The organism is Ruegeria sp. C11, assembly GCF_056537725.1.
In genome coordinates, this window is the sequence record NZ_JBQFSB010000005.1 from 1 (window position 1) to 23329 (window position 23329).

The 23329-nt window shown below is 54.0% G+C and carries 24 protein-coding genes and 1 pseudogene; 10 read left to right on the forward strand and 15 right to left on the reverse strand.

Annotated features, from left to right (window positions below; genetic code table 11):
- Window positions 1-326 (forward strand): annotated as a pseudogene (glyA, locus tag ACR0NA_RS10575) (serine hydroxymethyltransferase); the annotation flags it as partial.
- 95 nt (window positions 327-421) lie between these two features.
- On the opposite strand, the gene ACR0NA_RS10580 reads toward glyA, so the two are convergent.
- From ACR0NA_RS10580 to ACR0NA_RS10595, 4 genes are all read right to left on the reverse strand, one after another.
- Window positions 422-706, reverse strand: a complete 285-nt coding sequence (locus ACR0NA_RS10580; protein ID WP_480728715.1) for a YiaA/YiaB family inner membrane protein — start codon at window positions 704-706, stop codon at window positions 422-424.
- A 49-nt stretch (window positions 707-755) separates the two neighbouring features.
- Complete coding sequence (locus tag ACR0NA_RS10585; protein ID WP_480728716.1) at window positions 756-1439, reverse strand: PspA/IM30 family protein; 684 nt, start codon at window positions 1437-1439, stop codon at window positions 756-758.
- Between the two features lie 90 nt (window positions 1440-1529).
- Window positions 1530-2120, reverse strand: coding sequence for a TetR/AcrR family transcriptional regulator (locus tag ACR0NA_RS10590; protein WP_480728718.1), 591 nt, complete (start codon window positions 2118-2120; stop codon window positions 1530-1532).
- 57 nt (window positions 2121-2177) lie between these two features.
- Window positions 2178-2552 carry a hypothetical protein gene (locus tag ACR0NA_RS10595; RefSeq protein ID WP_480728719.1) on the reverse strand — a complete coding sequence of 125 codons (375 nt, stop codon included), beginning with the start codon at window positions 2550-2552 and terminating at the stop codon, window positions 2178-2180.
- Window positions 2553-2600: 48 nt separating this feature from the next.
- Here ACR0NA_RS10595 and ACR0NA_RS10600 point away from each other — a divergent pair, with 48 nt between their 5' ends.
- Window positions 2601-3401: an alpha/beta fold hydrolase gene (locus tag ACR0NA_RS10600; protein WP_480728721.1), complete on the forward strand. Its 801-nt coding sequence runs from the start codon at window positions 2601-2603 to the stop codon at window positions 3399-3401.
- A 4-nt stretch (window positions 3402-3405) separates the two neighbouring features.
- On the opposite strand, the gene ACR0NA_RS10605 is transcribed toward ACR0NA_RS10600, so the two are convergent.
- The 6 genes from ACR0NA_RS10605 to ACR0NA_RS10630 all read right to left on the reverse strand — a co-directional run bounded on the left by ACR0NA_RS10605 (window position 3406) and on the right by ACR0NA_RS10630 (window position 12392).
- Window positions 3406-3591, reverse strand: coding sequence for a hypothetical protein (locus tag ACR0NA_RS10605; protein WP_480728723.1), 186 nt, complete (start codon window positions 3589-3591; stop codon window positions 3406-3408).
- Window positions 3592-3674: 83 nt separating this feature from the next.
- Entirely contained in the window at window positions 3675-4067 is a 393-nt protein-coding gene (locus ACR0NA_RS10610; RefSeq protein WP_480728725.1) for a rhodanese-like domain-containing protein, read from the reverse strand.
- Window positions 4068-4172: 105 nt separating this feature from the next.
- Entirely contained in the window at window positions 4173-5513 is a 1341-nt protein-coding gene (locus ACR0NA_RS10615) for an HlyD family type I secretion periplasmic adaptor subunit (RefSeq protein ID WP_480728726.1), read from the reverse strand.
- 9 nt (window positions 5514-5522) lie between these two features.
- Complete coding sequence (locus ACR0NA_RS10620) at window positions 5523-7868, reverse strand: type I secretion system permease/ATPase (RefSeq protein ID WP_480728728.1); 2346 nt, start codon at window positions 7866-7868, stop codon at window positions 5523-5525.
- Between the two features lie 40 nt (window positions 7869-7908).
- Window positions 7909-9891, reverse strand: a complete 1983-nt coding sequence (locus ACR0NA_RS10625) for a type I secretion protein (RefSeq protein WP_480728729.1) — start codon at window positions 9889-9891, stop codon at window positions 7909-7911.
- A 137-nt stretch (window positions 9892-10028) separates the two neighbouring features.
- A complete protein-coding gene (locus ACR0NA_RS10630) occupies window positions 10029-12392 on the reverse strand; it encodes a hypothetical protein (RefSeq protein ID WP_480728731.1) in 2364 nt (787 codons plus the stop codon).
- Between the two features lie 613 nt (window positions 12393-13005).
- Here ACR0NA_RS10630 and ACR0NA_RS10635 point away from each other — a divergent pair.
- From ACR0NA_RS10635 to ACR0NA_RS10645, 3 genes are all read left to right on the forward strand, one after another.
- Entirely contained in the window at window positions 13006-13791 is a 786-nt protein-coding gene (locus tag ACR0NA_RS10635) for a helix-turn-helix transcriptional regulator (protein ID WP_480728732.1), read from the forward strand.
- Window positions 13781-14278 carry a hypothetical protein gene (locus ACR0NA_RS10640; RefSeq protein WP_480728734.1) on the forward strand — a complete coding sequence of 166 codons (498 nt, stop codon included), beginning with the start codon at window positions 13781-13783 and terminating at the stop codon, window positions 14276-14278. The genes ACR0NA_RS10635 and ACR0NA_RS10640 overlap by 11 nt, the downstream gene beginning before the upstream one ends.
- Before the next feature lie 108 nt (window positions 14279-14386).
- Window positions 14387-14860, forward strand: coding sequence for a hypothetical protein (locus ACR0NA_RS10645; RefSeq protein WP_480728736.1), 474 nt, complete (start codon window positions 14387-14389; stop codon window positions 14858-14860).
- Window positions 14861-15414: 554 nt separating this feature from the next.
- Here ACR0NA_RS10645 and ACR0NA_RS10650 read toward each other — a convergent pair.
- Window positions 15415-15981, reverse strand: a complete 567-nt coding sequence (locus ACR0NA_RS10650) for a hypothetical protein (protein ID WP_480728738.1) — start codon at window positions 15979-15981, stop codon at window positions 15415-15417.
- 303 nt (window positions 15982-16284) lie between these two features.
- Here ACR0NA_RS10650 and ACR0NA_RS10655 point away from each other — a divergent pair, with 303 nt between their 5' ends.
- Window positions 16285-16440, forward strand: coding sequence for a TrmO family methyltransferase domain-containing protein (locus tag ACR0NA_RS10655; protein ID WP_480728740.1), 156 nt, complete (start codon window positions 16285-16287; stop codon window positions 16438-16440).
- A 4-nt stretch (window positions 16441-16444) separates the two neighbouring features.
- Here the strand turns inward: ACR0NA_RS10655 and ACR0NA_RS10660 are convergent, their stop codons facing one another.
- Window positions 16445-17500 carry an adenosine deaminase gene (locus ACR0NA_RS10660; protein WP_480728742.1) on the reverse strand — a complete coding sequence of 352 codons (1056 nt, stop codon included), beginning with the start codon at window positions 17498-17500 and terminating at the stop codon, window positions 16445-16447.
- 97 nt (window positions 17501-17597) lie between these two features.
- Here ACR0NA_RS10660 and ACR0NA_RS10665 point away from each other — a divergent pair, with 97 nt between their 5' ends.
- A complete protein-coding gene (locus ACR0NA_RS10665) occupies window positions 17598-18095 on the forward strand; it encodes a MarR family winged helix-turn-helix transcriptional regulator (RefSeq protein WP_480728744.1) in 498 nt (165 codons plus the stop codon).
- Between the two features lie 151 nt (window positions 18096-18246).
- On the opposite strand, the gene ACR0NA_RS10670 is transcribed toward ACR0NA_RS10665, so the two are convergent.
- The gene (locus ACR0NA_RS10670) at window positions 18247-19143 is read right to left on the reverse strand and encodes a LysR family transcriptional regulator (protein ID WP_480728745.1); all 897 of its coding nucleotides are present in this window, start codon (window positions 19141-19143) and stop codon (window positions 18247-18249) included.
- Window positions 19144-19216: 73 nt separating this feature from the next.
- Here ACR0NA_RS10670 and ACR0NA_RS10675 point away from each other — a divergent pair, with 73 nt between their 5' ends.
- Window positions 19217-19672: a PACE efflux transporter gene (locus ACR0NA_RS10675; protein WP_480728746.1), complete on the forward strand. Its 456-nt coding sequence runs from the start codon at window positions 19217-19219 to the stop codon at window positions 19670-19672.
- A 272-nt stretch (window positions 19673-19944) separates the two neighbouring features.
- On the opposite strand, the gene ACR0NA_RS10680 is transcribed toward ACR0NA_RS10675, so the two are convergent.
- Entirely contained in the window at window positions 19945-20484 is a 540-nt protein-coding gene (locus ACR0NA_RS10680) for a CHAP domain-containing protein (protein WP_480728747.1), read from the reverse strand.
- Between the two features lie 258 nt (window positions 20485-20742).
- Between ACR0NA_RS10680 and ACR0NA_RS10685 the strand changes: the two genes are divergently transcribed.
- Window positions 20743-20994 carry a hypothetical protein gene (locus tag ACR0NA_RS10685; RefSeq protein WP_480728749.1) on the forward strand — a complete coding sequence of 84 codons (252 nt, stop codon included), beginning with the start codon at window positions 20743-20745 and terminating at the stop codon, window positions 20992-20994.
- Between the two features lie 107 nt (window positions 20995-21101).
- Here ACR0NA_RS10685 and ACR0NA_RS10690 read toward each other — a convergent pair whose 3' ends face one another.
- Window positions 21102-22082, reverse strand: a complete 981-nt coding sequence (locus tag ACR0NA_RS10690; protein ID WP_480728751.1) for a hypothetical protein — start codon at window positions 22080-22082, stop codon at window positions 21102-21104.
- A gap of 246 nt (window positions 22083-22328) precedes the next feature.
- Between ACR0NA_RS10690 and ACR0NA_RS10695 the strand changes: the two genes are divergently transcribed.
- Window positions 22329-23309: a serine hydrolase domain-containing protein gene (locus ACR0NA_RS10695; RefSeq protein ID WP_480728754.1), complete on the forward strand. Its 981-nt coding sequence runs from the start codon at window positions 22329-22331 to the stop codon at window positions 23307-23309.
- The last annotated feature ends 20 nt before the right edge of the window (window positions 23310-23329 follow it).

Here is a 23329-nt window from a genome sequence, read left to right on the forward strand (position 1 = left end):
TGGTGCTGGTCGACCTGCGCCCCAAGGGCGTCAAGGGCAACGCCACCGAAAAGGCTCTGGGCCGGGCGCATATCACCTGCAACAAGAACGGTGTGCCGTTTGATCCGGAAAAGCCGACGATCACCAGCGGCATCCGTCTGGGGTCGCCCGCCGGTACCACCCGCGGGTTCGGCGAGGCCGAATTCCGCCAGATCGCCGACTGGATCATCGAGGTTGTGGACGGTCTGGCGGCCAATGGAGAAGACGGCAACAGCGCCGTCGAGGCCAAGGTCCGGGCCGAAGTCGCCGCCCTCTGCGCCCGCTTCCCGATCTATCCGAACCTGTAAAGACACCCTCTTTGAGACACGCAAACGGCGCCACAACGGCGCCGTTTCTTGTTTAGCCACACCAGTTTAGCGCCCCAACGCGCCAGGGGGGACGTCTAGATTTCCGATTTCGAGTCTGTCAGAACCTCTTCCAGCAACTTTTCATTGCGTGCTTCTTCAATCCGGTTAATGCGATCTTCGGCCGAACGTGCGTCAAAGCGGTATTTGACAACGTTGATCAGGCTCAGAGTCAAAAGAATGATGCCCATTCCCCAATACCCTTTTGTCGCCAGCGGCACGTCCGTGGAAAGGTAAAGTGAAATACCAAGCAGCGCATATGCCAGAACAACCCCGGCACCGTTCAGCATAAGGATCAAGGCGTTTTCATTACGGCTGGTCATTTGAATTCTCCTGTTTATTTGGTTCTGTAATTCGGAAAGGCAGTTGCGCTCAGTCTTTCTTTTGTTCCATCAGGCGGCTTAAGACGTCCTTTGCGGTCGAACGGCTTTTTGGCCCATATCCAGCTTCTTCAAGACGAGATGCGATCCCCGCGTGGCTCAAGCCGTCGTCGATTTCCCGCAAAATCTCGGACTGCTCGAATGGGTCGTCCTGCTGCAAAACCCGACCGATGAGTGTTTCGGCCTCATCGATGGGGCTGTCGCCGCCAAGATGGCGGTTCAGCTTTCGCTGCAGACCCTGTTCGCGTCGAACCGCACGCGCGGATATGGCGCCTTGCTTCAGGTCGACAATGCGACGGCTTGCGGCCTCGGTCGTTTGGCGCAGCTGTAAAATTCGGGCATCCAGGCGTTCAACCGTTTGACCGCGCAAGGTGACCTCGTTCTCAAGGTCGGCAATTGCCTGAGCGGCACTTTGCGCCAAGTCATCGCGTTCATCTGCTAGCGCCTGCCGGGCACGGAGCATCAGATCGTCAATGCGCGCCCTCAACCCGTCAACCTGGCGGGTTTCATTTCGCTGCCGCTGTATCAAGCTAGCCAGGGTTAGTTTCGCAGCTTTCAGATTTTGCTCCGCTTCGCGAATTTTCTGGTCAATCAGCTCAATTGAATAGCTGTCACGCAATTGCTCTTCAGCACGGGCATTTACACCGACAATCAAGGTTTTCAATGTGCCAAACATGGGCTCCTCCAATATGAACATTGTTCATGTAGTGGAGGTAGTAATTTTATGAACGTCGTTCAATACTTTTCTTGAACACCGTCCAGGAAACTATTTGTTTCCAATTCTGGAAAGAACCTGTGCGATCATGCGTTCGATCTGTTCGGGCGGGACGCCCGAAATCCGGTTTTCCAGCCCCAATGTCACAATGCCATGCACCGAAGAAAACAAGGCACGAGTCATCAGATCCAGCTCGGCCTTGTCCAGTTCGGGGAACAACTCGGCAACAGGTTCAGCGATATAGGCAAACAGCCCTTTCAGGGCGTCCCGGTACCATTCGGGCACCGGCCCATCATCGGACATTTTCAGGTCAAAAAGCGCGCGCCAGAGATTGGTATTGTCGTCGGCGAACCGCAGATAAGCGTTGCTCATGACAATCAGACGCTTCACCGGTTCTTCGCCGCCATCGAATGATCCAGATACCGCTTCTCCCAAATCGCGAAAGGTGCGGCCATTCACGGCCATGACAATAGCGTTCAGGTCTTCGAACGCATTGTAAATTGCACCCAAAGCACAACCGGCGTCTTTCGCAAGATCCCGGGCTCTCAGCTCGCCCAAACCGTCGCGTGCGATCCGGGATTCAGCTGATTCAACCAGTTTTTCGCGCAACTCCGCGCGCCGTATCTGGGATTTGGATAACATATCGCCCCTCTGCCTGAACCGCGTTCAAAGTAGCCCGGGCGTTTAACAAGCGAAAGGTCAGATCAACCCGCGCCACCAAAGAAACAAGAGAACAAGCACCGCCAGAACCAACAGATTGAACGTTAGTCCGCCCAGCATCCCCAGAAACCAACCCCACCTGCGATCCGCAAGGTCAATCGCCCTCAGGTGTGTTTGCACATCCTGAGATGCCTTGATCAAACCCGGGGTATCCAAAATCATACGAAGTTTCGGGTGTTCAGCCATCTGCTCGGCGCTGGCCAGCGTCATCGCCTGTGCATAGACCCGACGAGGCAAACGTCGCTTTACCCGGCGAACCGATGCCGCCAGCGTTTTGCCACGCACGCCAAGTTTCTTGCGCAACAGCAAGATGGTTTCGGCGATCTGGGTCTGAACCTCGGTATCCTGTTGCATTTCGCGCCTCCTGACGGGATAATGTAGCCCCGCCAAAGCGCGGCCACAATGGGGGTGGCAGTTCCCGCGACGCCCGGCTATCACCAAAACATGCTCAACACGATCATTCATGGCGAACCGACCTCCCTGCCCCCCTTGCTGATTGCACACGGCCTTTACGGCTCGGCCAGAAACTGGGGTGTCATTGCAAGACGGCTATCAGACGAACGGCAGGTGGTCGCCGTTGACATGCGCAATCACGCCTACAGTGACTGGACACAGGCGCATGACTATGCCGCGCTTGCCTCAGATTTGGCCGAGGTGGTCGAAAACCTTGGTGGCGTCGCGGATGTGGTCGGTCATTCAATGGGGGGCAAGGCATCAATGATGCTGGCTCTGCTACACGGGCAACTTGTCCGCAAGCTGGTGGTAGCCGACATCGCCCCGGTGACCTATGGCCATAGTCAGATCAAATACATCGAAGCCATGCGCGCGATCGACATGTCCGCGGTTGAACGCCGTTCTGACGTGGAACAGCAACTTGCTGAATTAGGGGTCGAGAAGGCGCTGCAGAGCTTTTTCACCCAATCGCTGGACGTCGCCGGGAAACGCTGGCGGCTGAATCTGGATGTTCTGGCCGCCGAGATGCCCAAAATCATGGGCTTTCCGGATATCGATGCATCGTGGCACGGATCAGCACTGTTTTTGTCAGGGGCGGAATCCGACTATGTCCTTCCGGAACATCGGGCCAGAATCCGCGCGCTGTTCCCGAACGCCCGGTTTGCTAAAATACCGGGCGCAGGTCATTGGCTTCACGCGGAGAAACCCAGAGAGTTCGAGGCGGCGGTCAGAACGTTCCTGAACGCCTGATTTTTCACCCGTCCTGATACAATCGCCTTGCGACCAGCCAGGAAACCGGCGCCGCAATCGCCCCCCCAACACCGGCGGCCCAAAGTATTGCCGACACCGATACCAACCCTGCGGACAGAACCGCGATTACCGCTGATCCGGCAATAGCGGTAGCAATCAGTGAATAAAGCATGGCTGCCAAACGTAGCATGGCCGTAGTCCTTTTATTGAGCTTCGGCCATTACACTGGGGTACGCGAATATGTTTGGCTTTGACATGCATCAGATCAACAGCCTACATCCCGGCATCAAACGGAGCGACCATTTCTCCACCACCGTTCTGCCAATCTGAAATGCCTCCCAGATTGTAAACCTGCTCGTATCCCATATCCCTGAGCAATTTGCCTGCAAGAGCCGCACGGCCACCTGACGCACAATGCAATACAATGGGTCGATCCTTGCGCAATTCAGGATCGTGAAACGGCGTGTTGGAATCCGCCCGAAATTCCAGCATGCCACGTGGAATATGATGAGATCCAACCGCCCGGCCTGTGCGCTCCAACTCGGGCGCGTCCCTGACGTCCAGCAGCAGGCCCCCCTGCTCTATCAGTTCTTTCGCCTGGGCGACGTCAATGCGTTCGACCACGGCGTTTGCGGCTTCCATCATGTCTTTGACCGTCAATGTCATATGCAGCATTCCCTGAACAGTTTCTCAAGAAATATCATGCGACTTTTGGAATGTGTAGACGCTGATTGACAGTAGTTGAAGGTAAGCAGCGGTCGTCCATCACACTCAGTGTTCACGAAAAGCGCGTGACATGCTGTCGACGATTGGCTTGGCGATATAGGCTGCAAAGGTTCTTTCTTCTGTCTGGATCATGATTTCAGCCGGCATTCCCGGTGTGGGAATAAAACCGCTAACCCGATCCATTTCATCCAAAGATAGCGAGATTCGGGCCAGATAAACCTCTTTGGGAACCCCCGCCGACTCTTCCATCAGCGCATCCGCAGAAACATAGAAAACCTCGCCATTCAGTACCGGCGTCGTGCGTTGGTTCAACGCAACCAGACGCACTGTCGCTTTCTGGCCATGGACGACACTGTCAATTTCGGTACGGGGGATCTGGGCTTCGATGATCAGAGGAGCATCAGATGGTAGGATTTCGGCGATGGGCTCGCCCGTTTCAATGACACCGCCTGATGTATGGTAATGCAGGCGAACGACCGTACCAGCGACCGGCGCACGAACCACCGCACGATCAAGTACACTGCGTGCCTGCCGCGCCTTTTCACGTACACTTTCCAGATCGGCCTCGATAACGCTCAGTTCATCAAGCGCAACTTCTCGATATGCAGATTGGGTACGGGATATCTGTTCCTCGTATTTCAGCAACATCTGGCTGATTTCCGAAGCCTCGGCCTGTAGCCGGGCAAGCTGCCCCTCAGCCTCGGCCTGCACCCTCCGGATTGTGTTCAACTCGCCCTTTCTGACCAGCCCTTTTTCGAACAGAGCATTTTTGGTATCGAACTCTTCCTGCAAGATTTCGGAACGCCGGGTCATGGAAACAAGCTGTGCCTCGAACCCGCTTTCCCTGATTTTCAAGGCTTCGATATTACGCGACAGCAAGGCGATATCGTTCAGCAGTGTCTTGCGTGATACCTCAAAGCTCAGCATCTGATTGTCCAGAATGGTCAGGATTTCGGCATCGTCCGAAGCTGCAACCAGTTCCTGAGAGAACGTCAAACGGTCCTGTTCCCGGTACTCGGCAAGCAACCGTTCTGCCATCGCCTGAAGGCGGATCTTGCGGACAAACAGCTCGCGCTCATTCGACTCCGCCGAGGTCTGGTCCAGTGTCATGAGAACCTGATCCTTTTCGACAGTCTGCCCTTCCAGAACACGGATTTCCTCGATTATCCCCCCCTCAAGGTGTTGTACGATCTTGTTGCGACCGGTCGCGACAAAGCTGCCCTGAGCGATAACAGCAGCGGCAAGCGGGGCGCGGAAAGACCACACGCCAAAACCGCCGAAACACACCAGCAGCATGATCATTCCTATTACAATCAGCCGATTGATCGAACGCGGTACCTCTGCATACCACTGCGATGAGTCTTCGATTTTCGCCAATTCAGTCATTTGCCACCCTCAGCCGCGCAGTTCAGGCTTGTTTCGAGGTCCCTTCAGTTGCTGCATCACCTGTTCACGCTCGCCAAACAGCGCCACGCGCCCATCCGTCAACAGCATGATCTTGTCGACAACGTTCAAAAGCGTCGGCTTCTGAGTAATCACGATCACGGTAATCTTGCTGTTTTTTGCCTGTTCGATCGCGCGGGCCAAAGCCTTGTCGCCCGCTACATCCAGGTTCGAGTTCGGCTCATCCAGCACCACCATTTGCGGATTGCCAAAGAATGCACGCGCCAGAGCGATGCGTTGCTTTTGCCCGCCTGACAGCGGGGTGCCGTCCGCGGCGACAACCGTTTCATACCCTTGTGGCAGTGTGGCAATCATGTTGTGAACATCAGCCAGAACAGCTGCATCGTGTATCTGTTCGTCTGTCGCATCATCGCGCATCCGACCAATGTTGTCCTTGATGGTGCCGGGAAACAGTTGCACGTCCTGAGGCAGGTAGCCGATGCTTTCACCGAATTGACGCGGGTCCCAGTTGCGTATGTCCATCAGGTCCAGCCGGACACTGCCGGACGTTGGCAGGATCGAGCCGACCAAGGTCTTCCCAAGGGTCGTTTTCCCGGCGCCGGAATTACCGATTATGGCCAGCGTCTCGCCAGGGTTCATCGAAAAGGTAATCCCGTTCAGCACGACGCGCTTGGTTCCGCCGGGAACGTAAAGCAGACGCTCAACATCCAACCGCCCCTCGGGTCGCGGCAGGCGCAGTTTTTCATGCTGCAAGGCCGAGTTCGCCAAAAGGTTTCGAATCCGATCATACGCGCCACGCGTCAGAAGGAACGTATTCCACCCTTCGATTGATCCCTCAATCGGCGCAAAGGCGCGGCCCGCAATGATCGAAGCGGCGATTACCATGCCCCCTGTGATTTCTCCCTGAAGAGCCAGAAAAGCACCCCAGCCAAGGATGCCGATCTGCGTCAGCAACCGCACTGCGCGGGATATGGCGGCAAAGATCACGTTCCGGTCCTGTGCCCGAACCTGCCATGTCAGCGAGGTCGCCGTGTCGCGCCCCCAGATTCGAACAGCCTCAGGGATCATGGCCAGCGCATTGATGATCTGGCTGTTTCGCGACATCGAATCCAGATGCATGTTGGCCATGGACTGCGCCCGGTTTGCCTTGGCAAAAGGTTTGGCCGTCATTCTCTGGTTGATCAAAGCAATGGTCATCAGCAGCAAGGCGGTGACGATAACGATCATCCCAAGTTGGGGGTGCACCAGAAAAATCATTAGAATGAACAAGGGCGCAAAGGGTACATCAAGAAAAGCAATCAATGTGCTGGAGACAAGAAAACCCCGCACCTGCTGCAAATCTCCCAACGTCTGATATTCGCGCCCGGTCCCGTGCAACGACGCATGAGCAGCGGCGCTGAGGATCGGCGCCCCCAACCGGGCGGCCACTTCGACCGCCGTTCGCATCAACATGAACCGCCTAACCGCGTCAAAAGCCGACTGAAAGATAACTGCGCCCGCCACAATGGCCGTCAGCATGATCAGAGTATCCAGAGAGCGACTGGTCAGAACTCGGTCACTGATCTGAAACAGATAGATCGGAATGGCCAATATAAGGATGTTGGTCGCGCAGGTGAGGACCAGAACGAAACTCAGATTGCGCCGGATCGCGCGCATCGAAATGCGCAGGATTTTCTGAAAATCTTCCGGAGGCGTTCGCCTGTGGAAATTTTGGGGTGGCCCATTGCCTCCGCCTCCGCCGGAATTTGACGTTGGCAGCGGCTGGTTCGCCTTGGCCTCGATCGTGGTACCGACCCGATCCCGTGCCCCCGTCGGCGCAGAGGGGGTCGCTCGCGCCTTTGGTTGCGGGTTGGCATCGGGTTTGGGGCCTTTGGCGCTGGCCACCCCAGTGCCGTCACCCGCCATGTCTTGTTCTGCCGCAGGTGGCGGCGGCGCGCGCCGTTGAGGAGGTTCGACGCGCCGAGTGGAACTGGTCGTTTCCGATGGATTGATTTGCTTATTGTCACCAGAGCTGGGTTTACTGGATTGTTGCCCACCCTGAATGTCAGAGACTTGCTCAGGCCCGGCATCCGAGCAGCCCGCGTTCTGAGGGAACGCATCCGTTGTCGGTTTGTTTTCCTCTTGCCCCAATGATTTACTTGGTTCCGTTCGGGCCGGATTCTCCACACGCATCCCACTGGAAAGTCGCAGTGCGGTCCTGCCTTTGGTTTCGTCGGCACCTTTAGGGCCCATCGGTTCAGTCTTGTCCCTTTGCTTAAGCGGCAACGGGCGACCGCCTCCATGCCGGTCAAGCGGGCTGGCATACCGGGTGCGGCGCGATGAAAATATGATCGACATACTCAAACCTTATGATCACTCGTATTCTGATCGCCTAAGATCAGGCCAGCATGCTCTGCATGCCATCCGACTCGACGAGCGTTTTATCTCCGACAGCTTCCTGATCATCGGGACCTTGCGATCCAGGCAACGAATTCGAGTCGGTCGGATCGTCCATCAAGAACGCGACGGCCTCGTTTACCAACTCGTCACCGTTGTCATCCTCCGGCGTGTCAATCAGGCTGGCCTGATGCAGCAACAAATCCGAATAGGTTTCGGAGTTTGCCATGACCACAGAATCAATGCCAAGTTTGTTGATGCTGGCCGAATTGAGGATTGCATTGCTTCCTGCAATTACATCCGTGTCTCCGGCGGCCGCCCCGGTCAACTCGACATCATCCTGATCGGCCAACATGCTTACTTGTTCAAAAATGTTGACCTGCAACAGGCTGCCATCAACTTTCAACACCCGCATTTGTTCAAGCCCTGCAAACAGGGGATCGTTGAGCAAGGCCTCTTCCAGTGCGTCCTGATTTGTTTCAGGCAGCGCCAGAACGTCCGCCATGGCCTTGTCCATATCCTTGTGGGTGTCCTGACCCTGCGAATTCAACGTCGCATGGTTCATAACCAGATTCTCGTCTCCAGCCCCTCCGGGACCAGGCATCCCGCCATCGACCACGTCATCATCCATCAGAACAATCGTCTGGAACAACATATCCAACGAGATCATGTCGCCGCCGATCATGATCAGATCATAATAGCTGCCAAGTTGCATAATATTATCCAGATTGGTCAGTTGATTATCGCCCATCGCGAAATACGATGACGACGCAGACACTTCGGTATTTATGTGATCGATGTCCGTGGCATCTATGACTTGTTTGATGAAATTCGCGACGACCAGATCTCCCTGTATCCAATCAACCGAAATAAATGAGGGTTGTTCACCATCCGATTGTGCATCTGCAATCCAGGCCGCCGGGTTTGACTGCATATCGATCTGAGCTGCCTGAACGACGTTTGTGCCGCTTCCACAGCCGTGCGATCCCTCGTCCATATCCGATACGACCGCCACCTGACTGAACATGGTCAGGTTGATCGATTGCCCGCCCAAAGCAATATAGGGGGCATCGACCCAACCAACGGTAACGTTGATCTCGTTAATCAGCAGGTTGCCCCCTGTGATGACTGTATGCCCGTCCTCGATAACCGGTTCGGGACCCTGCTCCCATTCATCGGGATACGGGGTGGGCGCCTGAACATCCTCGTCAGAGGTTTCTTCCGGCTTGTGGTAGGCGGGCAGTAGGTCATTCCAGACCGGCATTTCATCGACGTATTCGCCGTTTACGATCACGCCAATCGCATCAGCACCGTGAAATTGATGAATTGTCACACCTTCAACTTCAGCGGAGAAAGGCTCAAGCATCTCTTGCGCCAGTGCTTCTACCTTATCGACCGACAAATAGTCGGAAACCGACAACGAAGGTGCTGACATTGCGTGAAGCGACAGCGCAACGTCCAAAGACTGCTCGGCCTCGGCAATCAGGACGTCTGTATCCCTGAAGTCGCCCTGTCCAAGCGTGTCGTTGTCGCTCAGGAAAAGGTATTGCATCGTATAGGTTACGACAGACCCCAACAGCTCGCTTGAACCTTCCGGAGTGTGTTCGACATAAGTCACCTGCCCGGCATTCGGACTCGCACTGTCATTACCGAAGAAATCCACCTGAGGTATTACGGTTTCAGGAGCTGTCGGCGTTCCCAGCTGAATTGTAGTTCCATAGCTGACGTCACCGGGCGGAGGGGGCGCGTCAGGCAGTTTCTGGGGCTCTTGGAACCGGTAAGGTGTAAGTTCAATTTTTACCGGATCTGGTTCCAGCTTGGCGCTTATTTTGATCGTGGTCGGATCGTCTAACTGATCAAGCTCGGCCTTTTTTCTGTAGGCCGTAAATTCATCATATTGATCCCGAAGTCTGGCCTGCTCAACCGTGAGCTCAAATGTTCCGATAAAATGTGCAATTGTTTCCGTAATACTATCGAGAGACATGTCGGTTTTCCCTGTCCCCCGCGCCGGGCTGAATTCTCCGGTTTGGGTTAAGCTGGGCCGAGGCCGCAACAAACGGCCTCGGCGTTTTCATTAATGCTTGTCGGGACCCGTATTGGTGGTTCCCGGCAATTGTTGTTTTAGACCTCGGTGTCGTCGCTTGCGTAAGACGACGTCATCGAACCGCCAACCATGGTGGTATCAACCGAGTTACCAAGCACATTGGCACCCATGACAATCGTCTGGTTGAAGGCATCTGTGTCGACGACCGCTGCTGCGGACGCATAGGATTCACCGGTCACGACGCTGTCGCCACCATTGTTGGACCCCCAGTTGCCGCCGTGGCCGCCGTTTCCGCCATCGCCCGAATTTGCGCCTGACGCCTGACCACCTTTGACGTTGCCGCTTGTGGTGTCGCCAGACATGGCATCTGTCATCGACTTGCCGCTGGTGCCGCCGGTGGATGTCGAGCTGCCGCCACCGCCGCCGCCGCCAGTGTTGGCTGCGCCAGTCGCATCACCCGAGCCAGCCGAGCTTGCATCATTGTCGGAGTTGGCTGCACCACCATACCCGGCGATGGCTTCGGCCATGCTGTCCGATGTGCCGTCGGTATCCGAAGATGCAAACACATCTGCCGCGCCACCGGCACCGGCAGTGTTGGCCGCATCTGCAGAACCCGCGCCACTACCGGCCGAGTCAGCAGTCGATGTACCCGATCCGCCTGCACCAGCAGTGCCGTCTGCAGTCGAAGTACCGGTACCCGTGCCATTGGCCGCGCCGTCAGTCGTATTGCTGCCGCCTGCACCGCCGGTTCCATCTGTGTCCTGGGCGGTATTTGCCGCACCGTCAACATTACCTTGGGTTTGGTCGATGTCCGGGCCGCTCGCGGATTGGTCACCTACGGCCTGCGAGTCAGAGTTGGCCGCCGAGCTGCCACCGGTTCCTGTTCCACCGGTTCCGCTACCGCCAGTTCCCGTGCCACCGGTTCCGGTTCCACCAGTCCCTGTGCCGCCGGTGCCGCCGGTAGCATCGGCTGTGTTGCCACCGCCGGTTGTTGCGTCTGCGTCGCCGTCATCATCACCTTCTTCAGCTTCTTCATCATCATCGGTGATTTCATCAAACAGTGCTGCAACAGCCGCTTCTACAAGTCCGGCAAATCCGCCGTTGGCATCGCCACCGTTTCCGTTGCCGCCGTCGCCATTGCCACCATTGCCATTGCCGCCGTCGCCATTTCCACCATCACCGTCTGCAGTGCTGCTGGATGTAGAGTCGGAAGTACCGTCCGCATCGTTGTTACCAGCGGTCGCATCATCAGCCGATACGTCATTGTCGGTGCTGTTGTCGGCAGAACCATCGTTGTCTGCATCACCGTTGCCGCCGTCTGCTCCGTCCGAAGCCGAGTCATTATGTGCGGCACCAAAGCCCATGCCACTCGAATCTGAATCGGTGTCACCGCCATCGGCGCTGCTGTCTGCACCGGCCCCCGAAAGACCAAGACCAATACCCAGCCCCAGCGAGTCTGCGCTGCCGCCGGTTCCGCCGGTACCAGCTGCATCGGTATCTGAACTGTTGGAGTTGTCGGACGCTGAATCACTGGTGCTGTTGCCACCTCTTCCGCCGTCGCTGTCACCGTCAGAACCTGCACCGGACAGGCCTAGGCCAATACTTGCGTTACCGGCTTCACCAGATGCACCACCGGAACCTGCGTCGGCATCCGAACCAGCATCCCCCGAGTCGCCACCTTGCGCCCAGGCAGCGCTACCTTGGGTCGTGCCACCCTGGGCGTTGCCGCCATAAGAGTAGCCACCTTGGCCTGAGGCGCCGCCACCGGTTGACGTACCAATTCCCTCTTGTGCATTGGCGGTACCGCCGTTTGCATTGCCGTTCTGGGAAAAGTCGCCATCGTTTGAAACAGTAGCATCTTCGATATAGTCATCGTCGTACAGGCTGGCCACCTGGTTGTTGACTGATGCCATGTCATTCCCGGCGCCATTCATCGTGATGTCAAGGTTCATGTCATCGCCGGGATCGTAGTCCAGATTGCGCCCTGCGGTAATCACGTCACCGACAGTGGCGGAATCGCCAAGATCCAGATCCACCTGATCATCATCACGCGGAATCCACTCGCCTTCGCCGAAGTCAATATTGACAGCAGTGCTGTTGTCGATGTCGTTGCTGTCGTCACCGCCATTCACGTTTTGCTGCTGCTGACCCTGTTGCTGGCCCTGCGCCTGATCCTGGCCCTGGTCCTGACCCTGATCCTGACCCTGCTCATTCGCGTTATCCGATGTCTGAGCCTGGCCCTGACCCTGATGTTGCGAATCTGACGTATCTACGGTGTTGTCGTTATCAACTGTCTGATCTTGCTGTTGATCTTGCGAATTATCGTTTGCATCAACAGTGGCTTCTTCGACCTTAATTTTGGTCTCAAAATCAGCTTTCAGATGCTCTACTTTGATTTCGTCTACGGTTGTGACGTTGGCGTTGTTAGTATTGCGTTTCATTGTAATTTTCCATTCTACATAACGCCAGTCCACCATTCATCTAACAGGCGGCATACAGCGTTTTTGGTTTGAAAAATCTTCATCCGAACACGATTTCAGGTTCGCATGAAGTACGAACATGTTCTGGTTCGTTTTCCGTCACCTCCAATCTCGGCCCAGCCGATAATCGTCCGTGCGGGAATTTCGCTCTAATACGCGGCCGCAGGTACGTCAGGTTCAACGATGCTTCTGTAATTGAAGCCTTACTATCGTTGCAGTTGATGGCGGCAGTGGCTAGCTGACCGAAAGATCAGTTCCATCTATATATTTGTTATTTATCTGTTTTTTCGATATTCGTACAAAGTCCGAACTGATAGATTGGGGAAATTCAACAAGCGTTACTCAATTCACTAAAAACCTAATACTTTGAGATAGGTAGGAATGGGTTTTTTTTCGAACAGACTACCCAAAAGCAATAGATTTGGTTCTAGATCAAAAACAAACCGTTGAAGATTTCGGAACTTTCGGATATACTAATAGGCTAATTAATTAGATGATTCAGGCATTTTTCAGCGTGAATATTCTGCGCTGATATTCATTGGTACCATGTTCCCGGTGCCGGATTCCTTTGCAGATGGAGGAAGCCGTGAGTTTACCATTGGCAAGTGAAAATTCTAATGGAATTGAACATCAAGACGATATTCCGGTCTTATTCATTGGAAAAGAATTGTTTTTTTCCAATCAAACACTGAGAAATGTCCAGAGTGAGTTTGGCGTAACAGCGCGTCGCTGCGATTGTCTGGGGCAGGCTCCGGACATCACCGATGTCGATATCTCTTCGCTCAGGATGTTGGTGGTAGATCAGTCAATGATCGAAGACCTTCTGAGCAAACCGCAATACTATGTCAAAGCGTCCGGATCGGGATGTCTTTCTTTTGCATACCGATCAGAAAGCGCCGCCAGATCACTGTTCGAACGTTGGGACAGACGGAGATACGGTGACATCGGATACTTGCCGATGAATGTCGGACCAGATATCTGGCGGGCCGTTCTGCGCCTGTTGATGAATGATCAGAAGTACTTGCCTGCCTGCTTCGCCGAATGCGTCAATCCGAACACCAATGGAAGGGCCGCGTCTGGTTCTGCAACGGAAGAGCGACTGGAACCTTCAACCCCTGACACGCGGAATGAGGCTCTTTTTCACAAGCTGACACGTCGTGAGAAGCAGGTGCTACGCCTCGTGTCACACGGAGAAAGCAACAAGATCGTTGCATCGAGGCTAGGAATAACAGAGCACACTGTAAAGCTGCACATGCACAACGTAGTGGGAAAGATTGGCGTGAACAATCGGACCGCTGCGGCGCATTTCTATTTCGAGGTCGCACCGGAGACGGCACGGCAACAGCACATTGACCAGTGACGTAGAGAACCGTTTCGACCAGTTGATCTTGCTCGTTGGTCGCCTGAACTACATGTGGACCAATACGGAAAGCCTGTTGATCCATCTGATCGCCGGTTTATCTGGTACCAACAAGGATGTGGCCGTGATCATCTTTCTCACGTTGAACACAACTCGAGCCCGTATTGATCTGGTCGAAAGGCTGGCAAAAATGGAAGGGCAGCAACCATCGGTCCGTGATCCGATCCTGGAACAAACCCGCCGCTTGTCCAAACTCTCAGGGGTCCGCAACAAGTACAATCACTGCATATACTCCTTTGATCCGGACAGCGGAAACCCCAAGACAATTCTGATGCGAATTGCAGATCGAAAAACTGACATCAAACTCGGGCGGGCAGACACAATCGATGACGCGGCAATCTCACAGATCGAAGGTGCGATTTCGCAACTCACGGCTGCCAATCAGGATATCTGGCGCCTAATCGGGAAACTTGGGTTCCCGACCTGATCGCCTTGGGCCTTTTTTCGCCCGTGGAGCAGAATTAACCAATGCGCCACGTCGCGATGAACTGAGTTGCAGATTTAAAATATCTCTCGTTACTGAGGAGCATTTATTATGGAAAAGATATCTGTAAGGACAAAAGTCAGTGAAGATCAGTCAGTATGCTCGATTGACCTGAAAATTGAAGGAATGCACCTAGGCGAAATCCTGTTGGATGCTGCCGAATTAGAGCGTCTGATTCACAAACTCGCAAGCGCCAGGGCCAGATTGGCCGAGCGCGTCCCCCCTTCTCTGGACCCTGGTTCACGGCTCGTGGCAACGCCCAATCCGGCTTGGTTGGTGCCCGACCCACCATGGGAGAACCAGAGGCTATTGGCCATCCGCGATCCAGGCCTCGGCTGGCTTGGCTATTTGTTTCCCCTGGCTACGGCCAAAGAAATCGGCAACCGCCTTGTACATTCGGCAATTAAACCGGATCAGCGAAACTGTGCTGTTTCGAAACGCGTGCATTCAACCCCGGTAACATTGAAGCGCACCTCCACAGGCAGAATTCCACTGGTTCTTGATCCGGAACACGTTGAAAAATAAAGCATGTTCGTGGCATCGTTTGGCAGCAATCAAATACAAAGGGTGTATGACAACACACTTATTATTCGGCGCGTGGAAACCCGGTGCTATTGGATATTATTTGGACGGGCGATAAAACCTCAGCCCTACGATTTTAATACTGATCAACAAAAGTTCTTGGCGTGAACCTTGCCCGATATGGGCAGTGATGCAACTCTCCATCCAAAGGCCTGCCCTTTCTTTACCAGCACACGATTGCGAGGCAATCAGCGAATACTTGGAGTGATAAAATTACTCCGTCGGTATTGAGATTGCCCTATCCCGTGAATTCCAGAGTTTATTGGAACCCTGCATTCTTCATCAAACAGACACAATTCAGCCATTTGATGAGGCTACGAAACAACTGCGGCGCGTCATGATTTCTTATGACGATTTAAATGAGGGGGTACGAGTTCGGCGCGTCGCACCACATACCTGGTCATTGTCAGATCACATCATGACCAATTCATCTTGATTGCCACGCTTCGAAGACTTTCTCTTGATGGATTCAGCGCTGATTTAGGCTGTATCGATCATCAAGCGGTTTCCGGTGAAATAGCGGGGCTTACTGCCTTCAAAAAGTATGTTTGTGTTGGGCAAAGTTGATGGGTTTTGTCACTGCCCAAGCTACAGGCCGACCGAGTAAGACGCGTCAAACCATCGGAATCCGCTAAATTAAGCGACTTGTTTGATACCGCATTAACGACAGTCCAGTGACTGTGCTTGCCTTCGAGACCCAGCAAGGCGACCCGGCCATTCGAAGGGTCGACATGTTCACTCAGTTCTTGCCAAAACTCGTCAAGTGTTCCTTTACCCCGTTTCCACGCAACAGAGCGTTCAATGCGAATAGAGGATTTCAGGGCCAAAGTACGGCTGGCCACATCGACGAGTTCACCGAGTTTTCTGAACCCGATCCCCTCATGAATGATATCTCCTATCGGTCGTCCGTCGTCCAAAAGGTTGGTCAGCTTACAAAACAGGTGCTCTCTTTCCTCGTCCTTGAGGTCTGTGCCCATCACCAAGTCGCAAGCGTTGATGATCGCATAGATACCGCACAGACCGTCCAACGATCCCTGCGCAGATCCCCTGAAGTTTTTTGTCACTCTTCTATCCCATTTGCACGGCGCTAAAAAAGCAGTCAAGCGCGCCGAATGCTCTCAAATGTTCGATGTTCTATTGACCCGCTGCAACGATACACAACAGTCAAGTTGCCGACTGTCCTGTTTTTCTACTAAGGGTGGCAAGAAAAAGGATACATCACCTCGAAATATACTTAAATCGATGATTTATATGTACATTACTGGATGAGTGGTGCTCCCACTCGGACTCGAACCGCGGACCTACTGATTACAAATCAGGTTCTACCGTGTCCCGCCCGCCCTAGACATATCAAGAAATATCGAAAATTGTCCTTATTTCTTTGGACCGAATGCCTTGCGGACCACCTGATAGCAGCGGCGCGCGTCCAGATCGAGGCGATCACGGACGGGCTCATCAAGGTGCAGGGCATGGATTGTCTGAACGGGACCAAGCTGCTCGACATCAAGCCGGACACGAAGTGATGCCCTATTGTCTGGACGATGAACCGGATGAGCCCACGATTCTTTGCAGCGTCTCGACCTGATGGTCGATCTTGTCCAACTGTGCCTGTTTTTCAGAGTCTCTCAAAAACGAACCGGCAAAGGAATTCTTGGCCAATTGGATGACGTCTTTTTCGCTAAGGTTCAGGTTCTTCTGAACGGCGCGATAATTGTCATTGATATAGCCACCGAAATAGGACGGGTCATCCGAGTTGATTGTTACCAAAAGACCTTCATCCAACGCCTTTTTGACCGGGCTCTTGGTCAAATCCGGGATAACTTTGAGCCGCCAGTTGGAAATAGGGCACATTGTCATCGGTGTTTTCTGACGAGCCAAGCGCGACACCAGCGCTGGATCATCCAGAGCATGGTTTCCATGATCCACACGCTCGATTTTGAGCAGGTCGAGCGCTTCCTTGACGTTTTCAGAGGTGCCTTCTTCGCCCACATGGGCAACGGGCACAAACCCCTCTTCCCGCGCCGCCTTGAAAACACGTTCAAAAATCGCAGGAGGGATGCCACGTTCTGTGCTGTCCATGCCGAAACCGTGGATGTGCTCTTTATGTTTCTTCGCGCATTCCAATGCGGTGAAAGCATGCTCTTCCGGCAAGTGGCGCACGATGCACATGATCAGCTTGGACGAAATACCTAACTCCTTTGCCCCGGTCTCAAGCGCGCTCGTAATCCCTTCGACAACAGTTTCAAAGGCGACGTTTCTATCCATGTGCGGCTGGGGATCAAAGAACAGTTCAACATGGGTCAGACGATCTGCATGCACGCGGGTCAGATAAGCCCAAGTCAGGTCAAAGAAGTCCTGCTCAGTTACAAGCACGGACATTCCGAGGTAGTACAGATCCAGAAAATCTTGGAGGCAGTCGAACTCGTAAGCTCTTCGCACGTCCTCGACCGTCTCATAGGGCAGCGATACTTTATTTCGACGGGCAAGCTTCAGCATCATCTCGGGCTCTAAGGTCCCTTCAATATGAACATGGAGTTCTGCCTTGGGTAGGTTATCGATCAAAGCATCCGTTAGTTTGCACACTTCACACGCTCCCTGCTTACCTTTCCGAAAAGGTATAATGATCATTTACCTTTCTGTAAAGGTAAATTACATTTGAAAGCGTAGTAAGGGGATGCTCATGGCCGACCAGGTTCCAATTCGATCACTTCTCAAGCGGATCAAGCTCAACTGGCCTGAAGCGGCCTCGCCGGAAACCGACATTATTTTCTCGGTGATCCGTTTGAACGAACTGATCCGGGCGCGCACGGAGGAAGCCTTGGCCAGTTTCGATCTCACTCACGCAGCTTTCGAAGTCTTGGTCGCGCTTCGAGCGCAACCGAAACCCCGCCAACTTACGCCATCAGACCTCTGTAAATCTGCGCTCCTGACTACAGGTGGTGCGGCCAATATTTTGGTCGACCTTGAGCGCAGAAGTTTGGTTACACGGGCCCCCAACCCAAGCGATGGACGCAGTAAGATTGTGCAACTGACCGAAACAGGCGAACACCTCATCGAGCGCGCAATGAAAGAGGTGATGGAACACGACAAGCTACATTTTGAAGAGTTTCGCCGTCCGGACGAGATTGAAAACATACGCTGCGCTCTTTTTTTCGCGATGAGTAAGATTGAAGCTTGAGTGCCGATTGAGGGTAATGTGAATTCAGCTGGCCGTCTAATTCGCACCGTCAGCGAACGACCGAAGCAGACCTTCAGAACCAAGCCTCAAAGTTTTCCAGATGCGCAACTTTGCCCTCAATGGATGAATTATTGCGAGGCACGCTTTGAACTCAATCCGTCCATACATTTTGTGGAATATTGAAGAGCTGGCTCTGAACCCACTGACCAGCTATGCCCAGAACGTGTTGCTCTGTCCAGACAAGGTCGATGCCTTCCAGTGCATCGCTTTGCTGGAACGTGTAATCCATTTGAGCCAGCTTGTTCGATCTCAGCAATTCTTTGACAACTGGCAATGGCAATTCGGCCCATCCTAAACCACGCAAAACCAGTTCAAGGATCATGTGGGGGTTTTCCGCATACCAAATCGATGCGCTCTTGATTTCGCCGACCTGGCCAGGGACTTCACGTGAACGGCTCCTGAGTACCAATTGCCGATGTTGCCTGAGGTCTCGATGAGCGACACGATCCAGTCTGGCCAGCGGATGAGATGTACCACAGACCGGAACCAAGGCTGAATATCCGACCCCCCGAAACTGAAAACCGGTCGGGTAACTTTCCTGTTCCGTCATGAGGCCGAGTGTTACACGCCCTTCTTTGAGCAAGGTCGCCGTATCGTTTGGACCAGTGGTCAGGATTTCAAGCGAGACGTCGGGAAACTCATTTGAAAAATCGCTCAACACATCCAAAACCGGAGTCAGATTGACCCCCTGTTCGACTGCAAGGCTCACCTTGTCCTCTACTCCTTCCGACATCGATGTCGCCTTGGCGTGAAATTCCTGGTTTCCGAGCAAAATGCCCCTGGCATATGGTAACAGCGATTGGCCCGCCTGTGTGAGCGTCGGGGACCTGCTGCTTCTGTCAAAAAGCTGAAGATCCGTATCGATTTCAAGGTTAGCGATTGCAGTTGATACCGCAGACTGGGCTTTCTTCATCTTCCGCGCGGCCGCGGAGAAGGAGCCAAGCTCTGCGGCCAGTACAAAAGCCTGCAAACTTTCAGGTGACGGCATCTTAAACCTATCTGATATCCAGATAGTAATTAACTATAAATATCTGAAAACCTCAATAGAACGCAATCCAGCAATGGAGTTGGAAATGTCGGACAAAGTCACTCTCAGAACGGGCAAGGATCGTCTTCGTTATACAATCAGTTTTGAGCTATTGTTGATGGCTTTCTTAGTGCCTGTCGGCGCAGCTTTTTTTGACAAACCGGTTGCTGAAATTGGCGCGCTCGGAGTGGTCCTCGCAGTCAAGGCGATGGTTCTAAATCTTTTCTATAACTGGGTTTTTGACAGGATTGATGCCCATGCCGGTCGCGTTGCCAGTCAACGCTCGCATTTTGGGCGGATACTGCATGCTATGGGGTTTGAGGCTTCGTTGGTGATAACGTCGTTTCCTATCTACGCTTGGTGGCTCGGCATTGGGTTACTGGAAGCTCTAATGACGGATGTCGTCGTCACGTCTTTCGTCGTTGCCTATACCTATGTTTTTACTTTGGCGTATGACAGGTTGTTCCCGCTGGAAACCAAATCGGTTTAGATGAATCATTGGAATCAGCTTACCGACATATTTCACACAGCATTATCCAAATTGCGCTCAGCGCTGCCGTTCTCCGCGTTGCATGTTAATAGCAGATCGCAGCCCAAGCCTGACAATCAAAGTCAGGCTTTGCACTTTCCGATATGCGAGAGAGCACCGCCACACTAGTTCCATACGCAGGCGGCTCGTGTATGTATTTTGTTTCCGAAAAAAGGGCTGCTTGTGATGCATTCGCCGGATGTGTGGAGGATACGACACATAGTAGATTCAGGCTAACCGTCAATTTTGGGATAAATAAACCCGTTCACCGGGTAGAAACTGCCATACCGGCCTGGGTGGCTTTCGACCCGGACCAGCGTCCAATCATTGTTTTTGGATACATCCTTGACGCCCATTTCCAACGATACCTTGTTGCGGTGCCAGTTGGCGTGGTTCACGATGACTTCCCTGTCGGTGATAACATCGGATACGACAGCCACGTGACCAAGGGGCATCCCTCGGGTTGCTCGAAATGACATGACCGCACCGACAACCGGTTCACTACCTCGCTCAAAAGTATAGCGCGCCTTGCCCCACCAATCCTTGGCATTTCCGCGAATTTCGATACCGCTGAGGTTACGTGCGTAGGGTACACACCACACCCTTTGCCCTCGAGCTTGTTTTTGTGAGACCTCGCGCAAAGCCATGGACTGACGTTCTGGATCGAGATCCGCCTCGTTTGAGCCCTGAGCGCAGGCAGATAGAAGAGCAAAAAAAACCATCGCAAACGCAACGCGGGCAGTGCCGGGCTGGCGCGGCCATTTCGTAGTCATTTTGCTGTCGCTGTTTTGCAAGAAGCTATATTGCCAGTTTGAGGGGTTGCGGAGTTTTATGGCGATCTTGGGGTTATGAAAAGAGCCCGGCCAATTCCCCGGCAGGAATTTGCCAGTTGATGTTCCTCGTCTACGGGCCGAGCGCGAGACTTTGCAAAGTCAGCTTTCTGCACTTTCTGACGTTCCACAGCCGGGATGCTGCTCGGCAGCGAGTTGTCGCTTTGTCCGCGTCATCGCCATCTGCGTACCACTCAGAGAATGTCCGGTTTACGTGGTTCGCAACCTGCTGCATGGGCGAAGCCTCAAAGTGCGGTGAAGGATCGGTTACGCACTCTGAAAATCTCGTTCGTGACGATCCTTGAAGAATGTAAAGACGAGATATCGCAGCGCATGCGCTCATTCCTGATCGGTCTCTTCGGTGACTGGATGTGGATAGGTGACCGGATCTGCGTCGGCTACTTTGGATGGTATCGAAGTCGCCAATATGATCCGAAAGAGGCAATTCTCTAGCACAACGACCTCCGGGTTTCAGCTATTTGCCGAACTCGCCAGATAGGTGCGTCGAGGTGAAGGCCCTTCCTAACCTTTCAATGATTTTGCGACGCAACCACCTGATTTCAATTGCATATCGGCAATTCCAGCGGTGGCTGTTTGGGTAGGGAATCCCGCCATTGATTGATGATGGGCTGCAGATCGCTTTTGGGCCAGAATTTAGGAGATCCGATGGTCTGTAGACACGCAGCGTTCCAGTACAACCCGGCCCGCGACAGCGATTTTCCCCTTTTGACCGCTTTCGCAACGGCGTTGATATCACCGGATTCAGGATAGATGTAGAGGGTCGTCGGATTCCCCTCCACCAGCGCCAGAATGTCCCCCGAGGCAGATTGGGACCACGTGGTGCATCCGTTGCTGCGACCGCCGGTGTAATTCACCAACCTTCCGTAAGGGACATACCCTTCATTGTCAGCATGAGGACTTTGCGGGTTTTTGAACCGGCACTGCCATTTCAGAAATACAGCGGGATGGCCACCGATGGCCCGCTCGCGGGCGTTGCTTGTTTCGCCTTCTCCATCAAACAGAAGGAACGTGCGATAGAAGGGTTTTCGTGTTCCTGACTGGCTGTAGTACCCCTTGAACGAGGTTCGCGTTTCGGCCGTCATATAAGACCCGCCCGCGGTCAGCTTCGACCCCTCCGCATTACTGAAATTCTTGGCGCATTGTCGACCGTTCGAGAAATTCGCGCGTCGTAATTTCCGACCATTGCCATAGCCGGACGAGACGGCCCGGAATGTTTTCGTCGCCTCGCAAATGACATAAAACCGGCGTCCGGGATTGCCGCCGGACGACGTGCTCGGGCGTGTCGCATCCTTGGCAAGGTAACAAGGGTTTCTGACCGCGCCCTGACGTACTTTTTTCTGGTAAAGCGCCCGCGCCCGTTTCAGGACCACCGGCGCAATTTGCCCATCGCCCGTTCCCACATGCCGCTGCAACCAGTCTGGAATGTCAGCGGATTGCGCATCCACCCGATTTGGCAGCGTTCCCACCGAGGCGGTAATGAACATGGCTGCGATGACAAGACGGAGTGCATTCGAAGGCAATTGAAAAACCCCTGCTGGAATATCCTCACCGCCAGAGTACCACGAAACTCTCGAAGAATGATGATGTGCCTTAAAGGTCCGTTGCCGACTGTGGCTGATTAATCCATTACCCCAATCTCTGCGTTAACACGACGGTCTTGTCCGGGGCCGCTAATAACTCGACAGAAGTGTCATTATTTCTGCAATACCGCCGCCAACTTGTTCCTTTCCGTTGGACATCCGGATTTTCGTCGCCAAATAAAGCCCATGATTACGCGTCGTTCATTTCTGGCTACATCCACCGCGTCTTTGGCTGTTCCACATGTTGTGCGTGGGCAATCCAATGGCCTGAGTGATGCGATCCTCAACCTGCCACAGCTGCATTCTCTACAGGTCCAGCGCGGAGGCGAAACGGTTTTTGCCCAAGCCCCCAAGGGTCCTGGCCTGGATCATCCGGCGAATATCAAATCCTGCTCGAAAAGCATTGTTGCGCTGTTGCTTGGCGTGGCAATCGAGAAAAAAGAGGTTCCCTCGGTCGATGCCACTCTGCACGAGGTCGCGCCACAGCTGTTACCGGAAAATGCGACGCCCGGATCGGCAGATATCACCATGGAGGATCTGGTCACATTGCGGGCCGGTCTCGAAAGGACGTCCGGTGGCAATTATGGCGAATGGATCAGCTCTCCGAACTGGATAACGGACGCGCTCACCCGCCCCATGGTGGCCGAGCCCGGCAAGCGGATGCTGTATTCCACCGGGTCGACCCACGTCCTTGGTGCGGCCTTGACCGAAGCGACGGGATACAGCCTGTTAGAACTGGCGCGTGGGCGATTGGGCGCCCAGCTGGGCATCGAAATCCCAGCCTGGACGCGGGACCCGCAGGGCTACTACCTCGGCGGCAATGAGATGGCGATTACACCAAGGGCGATGCTGAAAATCGCGGTGATGTTTCGGGACCGGGGCGTTTTTGAGGATAAGCAGGTTATTCCGGAAAACTGGGTCTCAGCCTCGATAGAACCGCGCGGCCGATCGGCTTTCTCTGGCCTGAACTACGGCTATGGCTGGTTCCTTTCACCGTCCGGCTATGTGCTGGCCCGAGGTTACGGAGGGCAAATTATTGCGGCTCATCCCCGTCGCAATCTTGCCGTCGCGATCACATCCGATCCAACGCGGCCCGCCCGGTCGGCCGGCTATTTTGGAGAGCTTGTCCGATTGTTGGACGGTCCAATTCTGAATGTCGCAGGGTGACGGGCCGGACACTCAGAACC

Coding starts and splice junctions, on each gene's coding strand:
- ACR0NA_RS10680 (WP_480728747.1), bottom strand. CDS start 20,484: ATGACTACGAAATGGCCGCGCCAGCCCGGCACTGCCCGCGTTGCGTTT.
- ACR0NA_RS10585 (WP_480728716.1), bottom strand. CDS start 1,439: ATGTTTGGCACATTGAAAACCTTGATTGTCGGTGTAAATGCCCGTGCT.
- ACR0NA_RS10630 (WP_480728731.1), bottom strand. CDS start 12,392: ATGAAACGCAATACTAACAACGCCAACGTCACAACCGTAGACGAAATC.
- ACR0NA_RS10670 (WP_480728745.1), bottom strand. CDS start 19,143: ATGCCGTCACCTGAAAGTTTGCAGGCTTTTGTACTGGCCGCAGAGCTT.
- ACR0NA_RS10695 (WP_480728754.1), top strand. CDS start 22,329: ATGATTACGCGTCGTTCATTTCTGGCTACATCCACCGCGTCTTTGGCT.
- ACR0NA_RS10605 (WP_480728723.1), bottom strand. CDS start 3,591: ATGCTACGTTTGGCAGCCATGCTTTATTCACTGATTGCTACCGCTATT.
- ACR0NA_RS10615 (WP_480728726.1), bottom strand. CDS start 5,513: ATGACTGAATTGGCGAAAATCGAAGACTCATCGCAGTGGTATGCAGAG.
- ACR0NA_RS10645 (WP_480728736.1), top strand. CDS start 14,387: ATGGAAAAGATATCTGTAAGGACAAAAGTCAGTGAAGATCAGTCAGTA.
- ACR0NA_RS10665 (WP_480728744.1), top strand. CDS start 17,598: ATGGCCGACCAGGTTCCAATTCGATCACTTCTCAAGCGGATCAAGCTC.
- ACR0NA_RS10620 (WP_480728728.1), bottom strand. CDS start 7,868: ATGTCGATCATATTTTCATCGCGCCGCACCCGGTATGCCAGCCCGCTT.
- ACR0NA_RS10625 (WP_480728729.1), bottom strand. CDS start 9,891: ATGTCTCTCGATAGTATTACGGAAACAATTGCACATTTTATCGGAACA.
- ACR0NA_RS10685 (WP_480728749.1), top strand. CDS start 20,743: ATGTCCGGTTTACGTGGTTCGCAACCTGCTGCATGGGCGAAGCCTCAA.
- ACR0NA_RS10635 (WP_480728732.1), top strand. CDS start 13,006: ATGGAGGAAGCCGTGAGTTTACCATTGGCAAGTGAAAATTCTAATGGA.
- ACR0NA_RS10675 (WP_480728746.1), top strand. CDS start 19,217: ATGGAGTTGGAAATGTCGGACAAAGTCACTCTCAGAACGGGCAAGGAT.
- ACR0NA_RS10595 (WP_480728719.1), bottom strand. CDS start 2,552: ATGCAACAGGATACCGAGGTTCAGACCCAGATCGCCGAAACCATCTTG.
- ACR0NA_RS10600 (WP_480728721.1), top strand. CDS start 2,601: ATGGGGGTGGCAGTTCCCGCGACGCCCGGCTATCACCAAAACATGCTC.
- ACR0NA_RS10590 (WP_480728718.1), bottom strand. CDS start 2,120: ATGTTATCCAAATCCCAGATACGGCGCGCGGAGTTGCGCGAAAAACTG.
- ACR0NA_RS10580 (WP_480728715.1), bottom strand. CDS start 706: ATGACCAGCCGTAATGAAAACGCCTTGATCCTTATGCTGAACGGTGCC.
- ACR0NA_RS10610 (WP_480728725.1), bottom strand. CDS start 4,067: ATGACATTGACGGTCAAAGACATGATGGAAGCCGCAAACGCCGTGGTC.